Here is a 13736-nt window from a genome sequence, read left to right on the forward strand (position 1 = left end):
AGAAGCGTGCTAAGTTATTTTCTATCTTGGCTAGACATTATGGTCGTTCGCACACGAGGAGGTCCGGATGACCCGCTTCGATTCCCGCATCGACCGGCCGGAGTCCGTACGGATCCAGACCGCCGACATCGAGGGAGGCCTCGCGGCCGTCGACGGCCGGCTCGCCGCCTTCTTCGCGGAGCGCATCGCCGCCTCGGCGGCGTACGGGGACGACTACCAGCACCTGTGGTCCAGTGCCCGCGCCGCCGCGGACGGCGGTAAGCGGATGCGCCCGCGCTTCGTGCTCGCGGCGCTCGCCGCCCTGGGCGGCGAGATCGACGCTGCGGCGATCGACACCGCCACGGCCTTCGAGCTGCTGCACACCGCCTTCCTGCTCCACGACGACGTCATCGACGGCGACACCGTGCGTCGAGGGCGCCCCAACCTCTCCGGCGAGTTCGCGGCCGACGCCGCGACGCACGGCACGCCGCGCCCGCAGGCGCGCCTCTGGGGGGAGTCCGCGTCGATCCTCGCCGGCGACCTCCTCCTGCACGCGGCGACTGCTCTCGTCGGCCGCCTCGACATCCCGGCGGCCGCACGTGGTCGTCTGCTCGACGTCCTGGACCATTCGGTGGTCGTCACCGCCGCCGGCGAGCTGGCCGATGTGGGGCTCGCGATCGGGCTGACCACGCCGTCCCTGCCGGCCGTCCTGGGGATGACCGAGCGCAAGACCGCCGCCTACTCCGTCGCCGGCCCTGTCATGGCCGGGACGATCCTCGCCGGTGGCGACGACGGCCTGCTCGCGGTGCTGGCCGATTACGGCCGGCTCGTCGGAACGGCGTTCCAGCTCGGCGACGACCTCCTGGGCATCTACGGGGATCAGCAGCACACCGGCAAGAGCGTGCTGAGCGATCTCCGCGAGGGCAAGAAGACCACCCTCATCGCCTTCGCCCGCAGCACCGACAGCTGGCCCGAGATCGCCGCCGGCCTCGGCCGCGATGATCTCTCCGTGCTGGAGGCCGCCGCACTCGCGGACATCCTGGAGCGCTGCGGCGCCCGCCGCTTCGTCGAACGCCTCATCGCCGACCACGTCGACCAGGCGGTCGCCGCGATCGACGTGCCCGAGGTGCCGTCGGGCCTCGCCGCCGAACTCACCACGATCGCCCGCAGCTGCGTCGGGAGGATCCGATGACGCGCACACCCGTCGCCTCCACGCCCTCGGCCTCGGCGCAGCCGACCGACCTGGCGCTGTACACGCGCGCCGCGCACGCCGGCGCCGCGACCATCATCCGCGAGTACTCCACCTCGTTCGGGATGGCGACGCGGCTTCTCGGCGCCGAGGTGCGCCCGCGGGTGGAGGACGTCTACTCGCTCGTCCGGGTCGCCGACGAGATCGTCGACGGCGCGGCCGCCGAGGCCGGGCTCTCCGTCGCCGATCAGCGCGACCTCCTCGACGCCCTCGAAGCCGACACCGAGCGGGCGATGCGCACCGGCTACAGCGCCAACGTCGTCGTCCACTCCTTCGCGTCGACCGCCCGCGCCTCCGGCTTCGGCACCGAGCTCACCCGCCCGTTCTTCGCGTCCATGCGACGGGACCTCAGTCCGGTCGACTTCACGTCCGAGGAGCTCCGGTCCTACATCTACGGCTCGGCCGAGGTGATCGGACTGATGTGCCTCGCCGCCTTTCTGGCGGGCCGCCCGGTCACCGACGACACCCGCAGGCGGCTCGAGATCGGCGCGCAGCGGCTCGGCTCGGCGTTCCAGAAGATCAACTTCCTCCGCGACCTCGCGGTCGACTACGCGGAGCTCGGCCGCAGCTACTTCCCGGGCATCGACCCCAGCCGGCTGACCGAGCGGCAGAAGCTCGCCCTCGTGGTCGACATCGACTGCGACCTGGGCGCTGCTGCCGACGTCATCCCGGAGCTGCCGGACAACTGCCGCCGCGCGGTCCTCGCTGCCCACGGTCTCTTCGCCGAGCTGAGCGATCGCATCCGCTCCACTCCGGCCGAGGAACTCCTCACGCGGCGTGTCAGCGTACCGACGCGCACCAAGCTCGCCATCCTCGTCCGCGCCGGCACGGGGTCCCGGCGGTGACCGGCCGGCGTCGGGTCGTCGTGATCGGCGGCGGGATCGCCGGTCTCGCGTCGGCCGCGCTCCTGGCCCGCGACGGCCACGACGTGACTCTGCTCGAGCAGTCCGCCGTTGTCGGCGGACGCGCAGGCTCGTGGGAGCACGATGGGTTCCGCTTCGACACCGGTCCCTCCTGGTACCTGATGCCGGAGGTCTTCGACCACTTCTTCGCCCTGATGGGGACCAGCACGGCCGAGCAGCTCGACCTCGTCACCCTGGACCCCGGCTACCGCGTCTTCTCGGAGGACGGGAGGCCGCCGCTCGACGTGCGCGCGGACGGCGCCGCCAACCGTGCGTTGTTCGAGAGCGTCGAGCCGGGAGCGGGCGCAGCGCTCGACCGCTACCTCGCCCGTGCACGCGAGACCTATCGCATGGCCGTCTCGTCGTTCCTCTATGGAACCTTCGCCTCGTTCCGCCCGCTGCTGACGAGGTCGCTCCTGCGCCGCGCCGGGCGCCTCGTGCGGTTGCTCCTCGAACCACTCGACCGGTACGCCGCCGGCTACGTGCGGGATGTGCGGCTCCGGCAGATCCTCGGCTACCCCGCGGTGTTCCTCGGCACCTCTCCCGATCGCGCGCCGAGCATGTACAGCCTGATGAGCCACCTCGACCTCGACGACGGCGTCCGCTATCCGATGGGCGGCTTCACCGCCCTGATCGGCCGGGTCGCCGCGCTCGCGGCGGAGGCCGGTGCGCGCATCGTCACAGGTGCGCGGGTGACCGCGATCCGCACCGCAGGCGGCAACGCCGCGGCCCGCGCGACAGGGGTCTCCTACGTCGATGCGTCAGGTACTCCGCGCGAGCTCGATGCCGACGTGGTGGTCTCGGCCGCCGACCTGCACCACACCGAGACGCGACTGCTCCCGCCGGAGCTGCGCACGCATCCCGAGCGGGTCTGGGAGAAGCGCAACCCCGGGCCGGGTGCGGTCCTCGTCATGCTCGGGATCCGCGGGAGGCTCCCGCAGCTCACGCACCACAACCTGTTCTTCACCACCGACTGGGCGGCCAACTTCGAGCGCATCTACGGGTCCGAGCCGGGAATCCCGGACCCGGCCTCGCTCTACGTCTGCATGCCGAGCGCGACCGACCCGGGCGTCGCGCCGGAGGGGTACGAGAACCTGTTCGTGCTCGTACCCGTCCCCGCCGACGAGTCCATCGGCTCGGGAGGTGTGGACGGCGCGGGCGACCGCCTCGTCGAACGCACCGCCGACGCCGCGATCGCGCAGGTCGGGGCGTGGGCCGGCATCCCCGACCTCGCCGACCGCGTCGTCGTCCGCCGCACGGTCGGGCCCGAGGACTTCGCCCGCGACGTGAACTCGTGGAGCGGGGGAGCGCTCGGGCCGGCGCACACGCTGCGGCAGAGCGCCTTCTTCCGCCCTGGCAACGCGTCGTCGCGCGTCGACGGCCTGTTCTACGCGGGCTGCTCGACCATCCCGGGCATCGGTCTGCCGATGTGCCTGATCAGCGCCGAGCTCGTCGTGAAGCGGATGCGCGGCGACGTCTCCGCCACGCCGCTGCCCGAGCCGCTCGTCGCGACGGCCTCGCGGTCGGAGCGCGTGCCGTGAGCCTGATCTATCTGGGCGCCCTGCTCGTCTCGCTCGCGGCGATGGTGCTGCTCGACCGGCGCTTCCGGCTCGTCTTCTGGCGGGACGCCCGCCGGGCGGGCATCACCCTCGCCGTCGGCCTCCTGTTCTTCCTCGCGTGGGATGCGGCCGGCATCGCCCTGGGCATCTTCGCCCGCGGCGGGTCCCGCTTCATGACCGGTATCGAGGTCGCGCCGGAGCTGCCGCTGGAGGAGATCTTCTTCCTCCTCTTCCTCTGCTATCTCACGCTGGTCCTCGTGTTCGGCGGTCGCACCCTCCTGGACCGGCGGAAGGCCGAGCGCTCGTGACCTATCTGTGGCTCAGTCTGGGCTTCCTCGCCGTGGCCGCAGTGGTCCTCGCCGTCGCCCTGACGCTGGCGCGCGATCGCCGCAGCCTCGTCCGGCGCTGGTGGCTGCCGGTGACGGTCGCCGGCGTGCTGATCGCGGTCCTGACCGCCGTCTTCGACAACCTGATGATCGGCGTCGGCCTGATGACCTACGGCGGCGCTCACCTGGCCGGTCTGCGGCTCGGGCTCGTCCCGATCGAGGACTTCGCGTACCCGCTCGCCGGGCTGCTCCTGCTCCCCGCCGTGTGGCTGCTCCTGCGTCGGCGGTCGGGGGAGGAGGGATGACGACGGCTACCGCACCCGCACCGTGGCGGCAGCTGCTGATCGCCTCCCGGCCGGTCAGCTGGATCAACACGGCCTTCCCCTTCGCCGCCGCGTACCTGCTGGCCACCGGGCACGTCGACCTGACGCTGGTGATCGGGACGCTCTACTTCCTCATCCCGTACAACCTCACGATGTACGGCGTGAACGACGTCTTCGACTACGAGTCCGACCTGCGCAACCCCCGCAAGGGCGGAGCGGAGGGCGCGCTGCTCGACCGGGGGATGCACCGGCGCACGCTGATCGCCTCGGCGGTGAGCAGCGCTCCCTTCCTGGTCTACCTCGTCGTAGTCGGATCGCCGCTGTCGTGGCTGGTGCTCGCGGCGAGCGTCTTCGCCGTGCTCGCCTACTCGGTGCGGGGGCTCCGCTTCAAGGAGATCCCGTTCCTCGATTCCGCGACCTCCAGCTTCCACTTCAGCAGCCCGGCCCTCTACGGACTGGTGCTGGCGGGTGCCGTCTTCACCCCGCAGCTCTGGCTGGTGCTCCTGGCGTTCTTCCTCTGGGGCGTCGGCAGCCACGCGTTCGGCGCCGTGCAGGACGTGGTGCCCGACCGCGAGGGCGGCATCGCCTCCATCGCCACCGTGCTCGGTGCCGCCCGCACCACCCGCTTCGCCATCGGAGCGTGGGCGCTCGCCGGGGTGTGCGTGCTCTTCACCGCATGGCCCGGGCCGCTTGCAGCGATCCTCGCCGTGCCGTACATCCTGGCGGCCGCGCCGTTCTGGTCCGTCACGGACGCGCAGTCGAGCGCCGCCAACCGGGGCTGGCGGCGCTTCCTCTGGATCAACTACGCGTGCGGTTTCCTCGTGACCATGCTGCTGATCGGCTACGCCCTGCGCTGACGGGGGAAGGCTGACGGCTGTCGTCAGGACCGCGCCGGGAGCTGCTGGAGCGACCACGCGTTGCCGTCCGGGTCCGTGAACGTCACGAACCGGCCCCACGCGAGATCGGCGACACCCTGCGCGTCCACGCCGTGCTCCTGCAGGTGCGCGAGGGCCTCGTCGGCGTCGGGGATCACGATCTGCAGCCCCTGCATGGTGCCGGGCGCCATCTCGGAGAGCCCCTCGCCGAACGCGATGGAGCACGCGGAGCCGGGCGGCGTCACCTGCACGAACCGCAGGGTGGGGGAGACGCGCTGGTCGTGGTCGGCGTTCCAGCCGAGGGTGTCGACGTAGAACGCCTTCGCCCGGTCGACGTCGCCGACGGGGAGGATGATGAGCTCGATGCGCCAGTCGCTGATGGCCATGATCTGCCTTTCTGTCCGTGTCTTCCGGTGTACCACCAGGCTATGCACGCTTGCGGTCAGATTCCGTCCGCAATCGGATATCGAGCAAACGCCCGGTCCGGCGCGCTATCGTCGGAGACCGAGCCTCCCCAGACGACAGAAGGATCTCCGACCGAATGAGCGACAGCCCCGCCGCAGCCACCCCCTACGAGGTGCTCGGCGTCCGCTCCACCGCGACGCAGGAGGAGCTGCGGCGCGCGTACCGCCGCCTCGCCCGGCAGACGCATCCCGACACCGGAGGCTCCGCCGCCGCGTTCCAGGCGGTGCAGGAGGCGTGGGAGCTGGTCGGCGACCCCGAGGACCGCGCGCGTTACGACCGCGGCGAGACCGTCACCGTCGACGCGGTCGCCGGTGGCTACGACGGCGACGGCGGCGGGTTCAGCGCGACGTTCCACTCCGCGCGCTCGGCACGCGGCGCCACGGTGCGCGCCCGCAGCTACGGACACCCGGGTGGTCGCGCCCGCGAGCGCTACCTGTCCCTCCTGCGCGAATGGGTGGGCCGCGGCGCCGAGCTCGACGACCCCTACGACCCCGCGCTCGTCCGCTCCGCCCCGCGCGAGATCCGCGGGCTGCTCGCCGAGGCCCTGGCCGAGGAGGCCACCGCGCGGGCCGTCTCCGGACTCGGGATCGGCTTCACGATCTGGAACGACGTGGCCGTGCACCCGTCGTCCGACGCCAAGATCGACCACATCGTCCTGGGGCCGGCCGGTCTCTTCGCCCTCCGGTCCGCCGACTGGGGCACCGAGGTCAAGCTCGCCAAGGGGGAGCTGGTGGGGCCGGGGATCGCGGACGGCGAGGAGCCATTCCACGACCTCCACCGCGCGGCGAAGAGCTTCGGGCGCCAGGCCGGCGTGCGCTTCACCACCCTCATCGTCGTGGTGCCCGACAACGCCCTCGCGGTCCCGTTCGACGTCGTGCAGCGCGGGCGCCTCTCCGGCTCGCTCGTCGTGCGGCGCTCGCTGCTGCCCACGATCCTCCGCGACGGGGCCAACGCGGCCGCGCGCGAGAGCGTCGACCGCGCGTTCGAACTGCGCACCCGCCTCCAGGAGTCCATCCGCTTCGTCTAGACGCCCGCCCCGCCGAGGAGCAGAGTGGGGGCATGGTGACCCCTCTCGACATCTTCAGCGGCTTCAGCGTCAGTGACATCGACGCGGCCCGCACGTTCTACCGCGACACCCTCGGCCTCGATGTGACGGACGGCCCGATGGGCAACCTCGACATCGCGCTGCCCGCCGGCTCCCACGTCTTCGTCTACCCGAAGCCGGACCACGAGCCCGCGACGTTCACCATCCTCAACCTCGTGGTGGACGACATCGATGCGGCCGTCGACGACCTCAACGCCCGCGGGGTGTCCACGACGATCTACGACGGCGAGCGGCTGCCGACCGACGAGAAGGGCGTCCTACGCGGGCGCAGTCAGAACCGCGGCCCCGACATCGCGTGGTTCCGCGATCCCGCGGGCAACGTGCTCTCGGTGCTGCAGGACTAGCGGTGCTGCAGGACTAGTCGCGCAACCGCTCGCGGAGTCCCATCGCGTCGTAGGGCGCGCGCACCTTCACGTCGTTGTCGAAGTAGGCGTACACGTCGAGGCCGTCGTCGAGCCAGCCCCGGGCATCGGTCGCCCAGCGGTCGAGGGCCACATCGGTGTAGCCGCTTGTGTAGAGCTCCTCGTCGCCGTGCAGCCGCACGTAGACGAAGTCGGTCGTCACCTCGCGCAGGAGCGGGTAGCGGCCGGCCGTGTCGGCCACCACGACGGCGACACCGTGCTCGCGGGCGATCCGCGCGAACGCCGGATCGGCGAACGACGGGTGCCTCGCCTCCACCGCGTGCCGCAGCGGCCGATCGGCCGGCGTCGCCGCATCGCGTCTGTCCTCGTCCAGGGTGCTTTCGCCGGCCAGCGCGGCGGCCTCCGTCGTCGTCTTCGGCAACGAATCGAGGAAGGCGTGTAGCGCGTCCGGATCGAGCGGGAGGTTCGGCGGCAGCTGCCAGAGCAGCGGGCCGAGCTTGGGTCCGAGCGTCAGCATCCCGGAGGCGAAGAAGTTGGCTAACGCTTCCCTGGTGTTCTTCAGCCGGAGGATGTGGGTGATGTAGCGGCCGCCCTTGACCGCGAACACGAAGTCGTCCGGCGTCTCCGCCGCCCACTTGCGCCAGCTCGACGGGCGCTGCAGCGAGTAGAAGCTGCCGTTGAGCTCGATCGAGTCGAGCCGCTCGGCGGCGTAGGCGAGCTCGGCACGGTGGGGGAGCCCCTTCGGGTAGAAGACGCCGCGCCAGGGCGCGTAGGTCCAGCCGGCGATGCCGACCCGGGCCGTCCCGCGCGCCGAGGCCGCCATCAGTGCCCCCGCAGCTGCTCGATCAGACGGCGGTCGCGCTTCGTCGGGCGCCCGGCTCCGCGCTCGCGGGTCACGTCGGTCGGCGCCTCGGTCGCGGGCGGGGGAGGCGGGGTCCGGTCCTCGAAGCAGTCGGCGGCGACCGCTGCGCCCACGCGCTTGACGATGAGCCGTCGCGCGATGTAGATCTTCTCCGACCCGGCGACGAACGCGCGGACCTCGTCGCCGACCTTCACGGACTGCGAGGGCTTCGCCCGCTCGCCGTTGACCTTCAGATGCCCGGCCTTGCACGCGTCCGACGCGGCCGAGCGCGTCTTGAAGAGGCGCACGGCCCACGCCCACGAGTCGACGCGGACGCTCGACGGCTCGGGCACGATCAGACCGCGACGGGTGCGGCGGACTCGGCCGCGGCCTCCTCGGCCAGCTCCGCCTTCCACTTCACCAGGCTGCGGACGGTGCGGCTGCGATCGGTCGCGAGCTTCTCCATCACGTCCGCCGGCACGAAGTAGTTCACGGCGACCCAGCCGCGCACCGTCTCGGAGCGGTCGTCCGCGAGCGCGCGGAGGATGTCACAGGGCGTCGCCTCGTTCTTCGCCACGCAGCCGCGCACGCCCTCATCGGGGTCCTTCGCGAGGGTCTCGAAGAGGTCGACAGGGGTGTTGTAGCTGCTCGCGACAGCCTCCCGGATCTTCGGGTTCGTGTCGGTGGCGAGCAGCCGCAGCCGACGGATCTTGCTCTCCGTCACCTCGGGCGAGGGATGCAGCGCCGCCGCCTCCTCGGCCGTGAGCATCGCCGGGCTGTGCGCACGCATCGCCTGGCGCTGGGCAGGGGTGTTGAACCGGATGCACGACATGCCTCCACGGTACGCGCTCGACGCCGGGTGCGCCCGGATCACCCGCCGTGATCCGCGGCGCGCGGTACCGTGAATGCATGGAACAACTGCTGAAGCGGGTCGACCGCCTCGCGGGCGGCCGCCTCGCGGAGTACGTGGTGCCCGCGGAGGGGCGCGACCATCCGCGCACGCGCCGCGCGTTCGTCGTCATCTTCTGGCTGCTCGTCGCCGAGCTGCTGATCGGCCTGGCCGCCGTCGTCGTCGCCGTGATCCTGACCGTGGGCGGGGAGACGCTGCCGTTCGCCGTGTGGATGCGCGCCCTCATCGTGCTCGCCATGACCGCCACGCTCTTCTACTTCGCCTGGCGCGCGCAGAAGGGCTACTACTGGGCGTACTCGCGCCTCCGGCTGTTCTCGAAGATCTTCCCCGTGGTGACGCTGGTGCTCGCGGCCATCCCCGGCCTCTACCCGCTCTGGATGGTGAGCGAGCAGATCCTGTTCAGCCTCCTGCTGATCGGCGTGGCCGACTACCTGGACTCCGACCACATGCGGTCGGTCTTCCCGAAGCCGGCGCGCCCCGTCACCGCGACGTCCTGACCGCTACGGAGCGGTGACCGGCTGCTCGTCGCGGCTCCGCGGGAACCACGGGACGATCGGCGACGTGCGGCGCTGGTACTCGGCGTACTCCGGGTAGCGCGTGCGGGAGATGCTCTCCGTGAAGACCGTGGAACCGATGAAGAGCCCCGTGAGCAGCACCGGACCGATGACGGTCCACTGGAGCACCGACCCGGCCGCGGCGCAGCCGATGAAGAAGAGGACCCACCACTGCGCCTGCTCGAAGAAGAAGTTGGGGTGGCGCGAGATGCGGAAGAGACCGGTCTGCAGGAACCGCGGCGACGGCGTCCGGCCGGCGGCGACCTCCGCCTTCTTCCACCCGTGGAAGTCCCACTGCTGCTGGTCGGCGACCGTCTCGCCCACGAGGAAGGCGAGGAAGACGACGGCGAGCACGATGTCCAGGGGGCCCAGCGGCGTGCGGTGGTCGTAGGCCGTCCAGGCGGGCAGCGAGATCAGGAGCAGCAGCACGTTCTGGTAGATCACGATGAAGAAGAGGTTGAACAGCTGGAACGCCGCCGAGCCCATCCGCCCGCGCAGCACCTCCCAGCGGTAGTCCTCGCCGCCCGGCTTGTACCCGCCCTTGCGCGCGAAGTTGAAGGTCAGGCGCGCACCCCACAGGGTGACCAGCCCGGCCATGAGGTTCAGGCGCGGGTCCTGCAGACCGGCGGCGCCGGCGAACACCCAGACGTACGCCAGCGGCACCAGCGACCAGATGCGGTCGACCCAGGAGTGCTCGTTGGTGATGAGGGAGAGGACCCACGTCACGAGACAGACGGCGGCCAGGATCCAGAGACAGACGATGAAGGGCTCCACGTCGTCATCCTAGGCCGTGGCCCATCCGTCAGTAGAGTGGAGGGGTGGATGGAGTCGGCGCACGCGAGGTGAGTTCCCGCGTCTGGACGATCCCGAACATCCTGAGCTTCGTCCGGCTCGCCCTGGTGCCGGTCTTCCTGGCGTTCGTGATCGCCGGCCTCGACGCGCTCGCGCTGCTCGTGCTGGTCGTCTCCAGCGTCACCGATTTCCTCGACGGCTACCTCGCCCGCCGGCTGAACCAGGTCTCCCGCCTCGGGCAGCTCCTCGATCCGGCCGCCGATCGGCTGTACATCTTCGCCGCCCTGATCGGCCTCGCCTGGCGCGAGGTCATCCCCTGGTGGCTGGTCGCCGTGATCGTCGCCCGCGACGTCATGCTCGCGGTGCTCGGCGTCATCCTCGCGAACCACGGCTTCGGCCCGCTGCCCGTGCACCACCTCGGCAAAGTCGCCACCTTCTGCCTGTTCTGGGCCCTCCCGCTGCTCATGCTGGGGGAGGCCTTCTCGGCCCTCGCGCCGTTCTCCCTGCCCCTCGGCTGGGCCTTCGCCCTGTGGGGCGCCTTCCTCTACTGGTGGGCCGGGATCGTCTATATCCGCGAAACCGCCCGCGTAATACGCCTTCCGGCCGATGACGGGGGCGCTCGATCGGATACGCTGGATCACGAGGAGGTTGACGGTGCCTGACGAGAACTACCTGACCGGACCGGCGGACGACGCCGGGAACAACCCCCTGCGTGATGCCGCGTCGGGGAATGAGGACACCACGGCCCGCTTCGGCGAGGACTTCGTGTCGAAGATGTACCCGCTCGACGGGGAGATCTCGCCGGAGGAAGTGGAGGCGATCGGCGCGCTGCCCTCGGGCTCCGCTCTGCTGGTGGTCCGCCGCGGCCCGAACGCCGGCGCGCGGTTCCTCCTCGACGCCGACGTGACCACGGCCGGGCGTCACCCCAACGCCGAGATCTTCCTCGACGACGTCACCGTCTCGCGCCGCCACGCGGAGTTCACCCGCCGTGGCACGGCGTTCGAGGTGCGCGACCTGGGTTCGCTCAACGGCACGTACTACGACGGCGTCCGCATCGAGAGCGCGCTGCTCTCCGATTCGGCCGAGGTCCAGATCGGCAAGTTCCGCCTCACCTTCTACGCTTCGCGCCAAGACCTCGCCGCTTCGGCGAACGGCTAGTGGCCCGGCAAGCGGCGAGGGCGCCGGCCGCCTCGCGCGCCCTGCTGAGCATCGGCCAGGTCCTCGAGCGGCTGACTCCGGAGTTCCCCGACCTCTCGTCGTCGAAACTGCGCTTCCTCGAGGAGCGCGGTCTGGTGTCGCCCGCCCGCACGGCGTCCGGCTACCGCAAGTTCTCCCCGGCGGACGTGGAGCGGCTGCGCACCGTCCTCGAGATGCAGCGCGACCACTACCTGCCGCTCAAGGTCATCAAGGCGTACCTCGCCGACCTCGACGCCGGTCTCGAACCGGCGCTGCCGGGCGGAGCCGCCGCGCCCTCGATGCTCGGCGACGATCGCCGGTTCGACCGTGACGAGCTGCTCCGCCGGACCGGGGCGACCCCGGACCTCCTGCAGCAGGCGGTGAGCGCCTCCCTCATCGCCCCCGCGGACGTCTACGGAGAGGACGCCCTCGTCGTCCTCGGCGCCCTCGTCGAGCTGGGCCGCACCGGGATCGAGCCGCGCCACCTGCGCGGCTTCCGCGCCGCGGCCGAGCGCGAGATCGGGCTCATCGAGACCGCGCTGGTCCCGATCGCCCGCCGCAACGACGTCTCCAGCAAGGCGCGCACGGCCGAGCTGGCCCGCGAGATCGCCGGCCAGCTCGACGTCGTCCGCGGCAGCATCATCCGCTCCTCCCTCGACCGGATCCGCCCGTAACTGACGGATCCGCTCGACACGCCGACAGTGAATGGGCGGATGTCGTTGCCCGGGGCCTCCGGCATGGGTACCGTTGATGAAGCGCCCCCACCGTCGGCGCACGATCCGAGAACGGGCGAGAGGCGAACATCATGAGCGAAGCGAGTCGTGACGACGGCGCCGCCCGGTACGACCTGGGCCTCCTGTTCACCGACGGCCTCCCCGACATGGACGACGCCAACGGCTACCGCGGAGCGGTCGCCGCTCGCGCGGCCGGCATCTCGTACCGGCAGCTCGACTACTGGGCCCGCACCGGCCTCGTCGAGCCGACCGTGCGCGGAGCGGCGGGCTCCGGCTCGCAGCGCCTCTACGGCTTCCGCGACATCCTCGTCCTGAAGCTCGTCAAGCGCCTCCTCGACACCGGGATCTCCCTGCAGCAGATCCGCACGGCCGTCAACCAGCTCCGGGAGTCCGGTGTGAGCGACCTCGCGCAGACCACCCTGATGAGCGACGGCGCGAGCGTCTACCTCTGCACGTCCAACGACGAGGTCATCGACCTCGTGAGCCGTGGCCAGGGCGTCTTCGGCATCGCCGTCGGCAAGGTCCTTCGCGAGGTGGAGTCCAGCCTGGTCGAGCTCGACACGCAGGGCGACTCCCTCGACGAACTCGCTCAGCGTCGCGCCAGCAAGTCCAAGGCGTCCTGACGACCGACATCGTCTGACCGGACGGTCCGCTGACGCGGGCCGTCCTTTTTCGTGCGGCTCAGGAGCAGCCTGTCAGGAGGCGCTGATCAGGAGCCGGCGGTCGCGTATTCGCCGATGCGCGCGGTGCGCAGGACCCGCTCCAGGAGCAGGTCGAAGTTGTGCGCCATCTCCTGAGCGCTCTCGCCCGGCCAGACGTGCAGCGGCTTGGCCGCACCCTGCGCCTGCTGCAGGGAGGTGCGCTCCGGTAGCTGGGGGGCGAGCACGAGCGGCCCGAACATGTCGCGCAGCTCCTTGATGCGGAACTGGTGCTCCAAGGACTGCACCCGGGCGCGGTTGACGATGATGCCGAGCGGCTGGAGGCGCGGCGAGAGACCGCGGCGGATCTCCTCGATCGCACGCAGCGCACGGTCGGCCGCGGCGACGGAGAACAGGCCGGGCTCGGTGACGACGGCCACACGGTCGCTGGCCGCCCACGCGGTGCGCGTGAGGGCGTTGAGCGACGGGGCGCAATCGATGAGGACGAGCTCGTAGTCGTGCTCGACGTTGGCCAGCGCCTCCTCGAGCTTCCAGATGTCGCGGATGCTCGGGTGCGGCCCGTCGAAGTTGATGGCGGACGGGCTGCCGATCATGACGTCGATCTTGCCGGCACGGCCCCTGGTCCAGCCGGAGGGGGCGATCGCGGCGCGCACGATCTTCTCCTTCGGGGAGGCGAGCACGTCGGCCACGTTCAGGTGACCGGCGACCTGGATGTCCATGCCGGTCGAGACGTCGGACTGCGGGTCGAGGTCGACGACCAGCGTCCGCAGACCTTTCGCGAACGCCGCCGAGGCCAGCCCGAGCGTCACCGTGGTCTTTCCGACACCGCCCTTGAGGGAACTAACGCTGAGTACGTGCACGAGAGCCACGTTACCTTCACTAGTCTTAGAGAACCTAACCGTTTGCTGTGTGGTGTCGCCCCCTG

Annotated in this window: 19 protein-coding genes; 13 read left to right on the forward strand and 6 right to left on the reverse strand. The window is 71.0% G+C overall.

The annotated features are described in order from the left end of the window. The first annotated feature begins 67 nt into the window (after window positions 1-67). Genes HNR14_RS16525 through HNR14_RS16550 form a run of 6 tightly spaced genes read left to right on the forward strand, consistent with a single transcriptional unit; the run spans window position 68 to window position 5195 of the window. Window positions 68-1171: a polyprenyl synthetase family protein gene (locus tag HNR14_RS16525; RefSeq protein ID WP_179701894.1), complete on the forward strand. Its 1104-nt coding sequence runs from the start codon at window positions 68-70 to the stop codon at window positions 1169-1171. Beyond that, window positions 1168-2073 carry a phytoene/squalene synthase family protein gene (locus HNR14_RS16530; protein ID WP_179701895.1) on the forward strand — a complete coding sequence of 302 codons (906 nt, stop codon included), beginning with the start codon at window positions 1168-1170 and terminating at the stop codon, window positions 2071-2073. Before HNR14_RS16525 ends, HNR14_RS16530 begins: the two co-directional genes overlap by 4 nt. Continuing rightward, window positions 2070-3671, forward strand: a complete 1602-nt coding sequence (gene crtI / locus HNR14_RS16535; RefSeq protein WP_179701896.1) for a phytoene desaturase family protein — start codon at window positions 2070-2072, stop codon at window positions 3669-3671. The genes HNR14_RS16530 and crtI overlap by 4 nt, the downstream gene beginning before the upstream one ends. Continuing rightward, window positions 3668-3997 carry a lycopene cyclase domain-containing protein gene (locus HNR14_RS16540; RefSeq protein WP_179701897.1) on the forward strand — a complete coding sequence of 110 codons (330 nt, stop codon included), beginning with the start codon at window positions 3668-3670 and terminating at the stop codon, window positions 3995-3997. Before crtI ends, HNR14_RS16540 begins: the two co-directional genes overlap by 4 nt. Further along, window positions 3994-4320: a lycopene cyclase domain-containing protein gene (locus tag HNR14_RS20985; protein WP_343064520.1), complete on the forward strand. Its 327-nt coding sequence runs from the start codon at window positions 3994-3996 to the stop codon at window positions 4318-4320. The genes HNR14_RS16540 and HNR14_RS20985 overlap by 4 nt, the downstream gene beginning before the upstream one ends. Further along, window positions 4317-5195 (forward strand): prenyltransferase, encoded by an 879-nt coding sequence (locus HNR14_RS16550; RefSeq protein WP_179701898.1) that lies wholly within the window; start codon window positions 4317-4319, stop codon window positions 5193-5195. Before HNR14_RS20985 ends, HNR14_RS16550 begins: the two co-directional genes overlap by 4 nt. Before the next feature lie 23 nt (window positions 5196-5218). On the opposite strand, the gene HNR14_RS16555 is transcribed toward HNR14_RS16550, so the two are convergent. Continuing rightward, complete coding sequence (locus tag HNR14_RS16555; RefSeq protein ID WP_179701899.1) at window positions 5219-5599, reverse strand: VOC family protein; 381 nt, start codon at window positions 5597-5599, stop codon at window positions 5219-5221. Between the two features lie 155 nt (window positions 5600-5754). Between HNR14_RS16555 and HNR14_RS16560 the strand changes: the two genes are divergently transcribed. Together HNR14_RS16560 and HNR14_RS16565 are read left to right on the forward strand one after the other, a co-directional pair. Continuing rightward, window positions 5755-6705 carry a J domain-containing protein gene (locus tag HNR14_RS16560; RefSeq protein WP_021765593.1) on the forward strand — a complete coding sequence of 317 codons (951 nt, stop codon included), beginning with the start codon at window positions 5755-5757 and terminating at the stop codon, window positions 6703-6705. Between the two features lie 32 nt (window positions 6706-6737). Beyond that, window positions 6738-7127, forward strand: coding sequence for a VOC family protein (locus HNR14_RS16565; RefSeq protein WP_179701900.1), 390 nt, complete (start codon window positions 6738-6740; stop codon window positions 7125-7127). 13 nt (window positions 7128-7140) lie between these two features. Here HNR14_RS16565 and HNR14_RS16570 read toward each other — a convergent pair whose 3' ends face one another. From HNR14_RS16570 to HNR14_RS16580, 3 genes are read right to left on the reverse strand one after another with little or no spacing between them, the layout of a single operon-like run. Beyond that, window positions 7141-7968: a DUF72 domain-containing protein gene (locus tag HNR14_RS16570; protein WP_179701901.1), complete on the reverse strand. Its 828-nt coding sequence runs from the start codon at window positions 7966-7968 to the stop codon at window positions 7141-7143. Beyond that, window positions 7968-8339 (reverse strand): RNA-binding S4 domain-containing protein, encoded by a 372-nt coding sequence (locus HNR14_RS16575; RefSeq protein WP_021765596.1) that lies wholly within the window; start codon window positions 8337-8339, stop codon window positions 7968-7970. The genes HNR14_RS16570 and HNR14_RS16575 overlap by 1 nt, the downstream gene beginning before the upstream one ends. Before the next feature lie 2 nt (window positions 8340-8341). Next, entirely contained in the window at window positions 8342-8818 is a 477-nt protein-coding gene (locus HNR14_RS16580) for a hypothetical protein (protein ID WP_179701902.1), read from the reverse strand. 77 nt (window positions 8819-8895) lie between these two features. Between HNR14_RS16580 and HNR14_RS16585 the strand changes: the two genes are divergently transcribed. After that, window positions 8896-9393: a hypothetical protein gene (locus HNR14_RS16585; RefSeq protein ID WP_179701903.1), complete on the forward strand. Its 498-nt coding sequence runs from the start codon at window positions 8896-8898 to the stop codon at window positions 9391-9393. Window positions 9394-9396: 3 nt separating this feature from the next. Here HNR14_RS16585 and HNR14_RS16590 read toward each other — a convergent pair whose 3' ends face one another. Beyond that, window positions 9397-10224 carry a DUF1295 domain-containing protein gene (locus HNR14_RS16590; protein ID WP_179701904.1) on the reverse strand — a complete coding sequence of 276 codons (828 nt, stop codon included), beginning with the start codon at window positions 10222-10224 and terminating at the stop codon, window positions 9397-9399. A 44-nt stretch (window positions 10225-10268) separates the two neighbouring features. Here HNR14_RS16590 and HNR14_RS16595 point away from each other — a divergent pair, with 44 nt between their 5' ends. The 4 genes from HNR14_RS16595 to HNR14_RS16610 all read left to right on the forward strand — a co-directional run bounded on the left by HNR14_RS16595 (window position 10269) and on the right by HNR14_RS16610 (window position 12775). Then, a complete protein-coding gene (locus HNR14_RS16595) occupies window positions 10269-10904 on the forward strand; it encodes a CDP-alcohol phosphatidyltransferase family protein (RefSeq protein ID WP_039924305.1) in 636 nt (211 codons plus the stop codon). Between the two features lie 46 nt (window positions 10905-10950). Continuing rightward, window positions 10951-11400 (forward strand): FHA domain-containing protein, encoded by a 450-nt coding sequence (locus tag HNR14_RS16600; protein WP_169730366.1) that lies wholly within the window; start codon window positions 10951-10953, stop codon window positions 11398-11400. Further along, complete coding sequence (gene ftsR, locus HNR14_RS16605; protein WP_179701905.1) at window positions 11400-12092, forward strand: transcriptional regulator FtsR; 693 nt, start codon at window positions 11400-11402, stop codon at window positions 12090-12092. Before HNR14_RS16600 ends, ftsR begins: the two co-directional genes overlap by 1 nt. A gap of 131 nt (window positions 12093-12223) precedes the next feature. Continuing rightward, on the forward strand, window positions 12224-12775 hold the full coding sequence (locus tag HNR14_RS16610) for a MerR family transcriptional regulator (protein ID WP_021765603.1): 552 nt from the start codon (window positions 12224-12226) through the stop codon (window positions 12773-12775). Window positions 12776-12861: 86 nt separating this feature from the next. On the opposite strand, the gene HNR14_RS16615 is transcribed toward HNR14_RS16610, so the two are convergent. Further along, entirely contained in the window at window positions 12862-13671 is an 810-nt protein-coding gene (locus tag HNR14_RS16615) for a ParA family protein (RefSeq protein ID WP_039924314.1), read from the reverse strand. Between the last annotated feature and the right edge of the window lie 65 nt (window positions 13672-13736).

Source organism: Leifsonia naganoensis, from assembly GCF_013410615.1.
In the GTDB taxonomy this organism is placed as follows: Bacteria; Actinomycetota; Actinomycetes; order Actinomycetales; family Microbacteriaceae; genus Leifsonia; species Leifsonia aquatica.

Bases quoted from the DNA above. Each gene is read 5' to 3' on its own strand.
- HNR14_RS16525 (WP_179701894.1), top strand. From the start codon at position 68: ATGACCCGCTTCGATTCCCGCATCGACCGGCCGGAGTCCGTACGGATC.
- HNR14_RS16530 (WP_179701895.1), top strand. From the start codon at position 1,168: ATGACGCGCACACCCGTCGCCTCCACGCCCTCGGCCTCGGCGCAGCCG.
- HNR14_RS16550 (WP_179701898.1), top strand. From the start codon at position 4,317: ATGACGACGGCTACCGCACCCGCACCGTGGCGGCAGCTGCTGATCGCC.
- HNR14_RS16555 (WP_179701899.1), bottom strand. From the start codon at position 5,599: ATGGCCATCAGCGACTGGCGCATCGAGCTCATCATCCTCCCCGTCGGC.
- HNR14_RS16560 (WP_021765593.1), top strand. From the start codon at position 5,755: ATGAGCGACAGCCCCGCCGCAGCCACCCCCTACGAGGTGCTCGGCGTC.
- HNR14_RS16565 (WP_179701900.1), top strand. From the start codon at position 6,738: ATGGTGACCCCTCTCGACATCTTCAGCGGCTTCAGCGTCAGTGACATC.
- HNR14_RS16570 (WP_179701901.1), bottom strand. From the start codon at position 7,968: ATGGCGGCCTCGGCGCGCGGGACGGCCCGGGTCGGCATCGCCGGCTGG.
- HNR14_RS16580 (WP_179701902.1), bottom strand. From the start codon at position 8,818: ATGTCGTGCATCCGGTTCAACACCCCTGCCCAGCGCCAGGCGATGCGT.
- HNR14_RS16585 (WP_179701903.1), top strand. From the start codon at position 8,896: ATGGAACAACTGCTGAAGCGGGTCGACCGCCTCGCGGGCGGCCGCCTC.
- HNR14_RS16610 (WP_021765603.1), top strand. From the start codon at position 12,224: ATGAGCGAAGCGAGTCGTGACGACGGCGCCGCCCGGTACGACCTGGGC.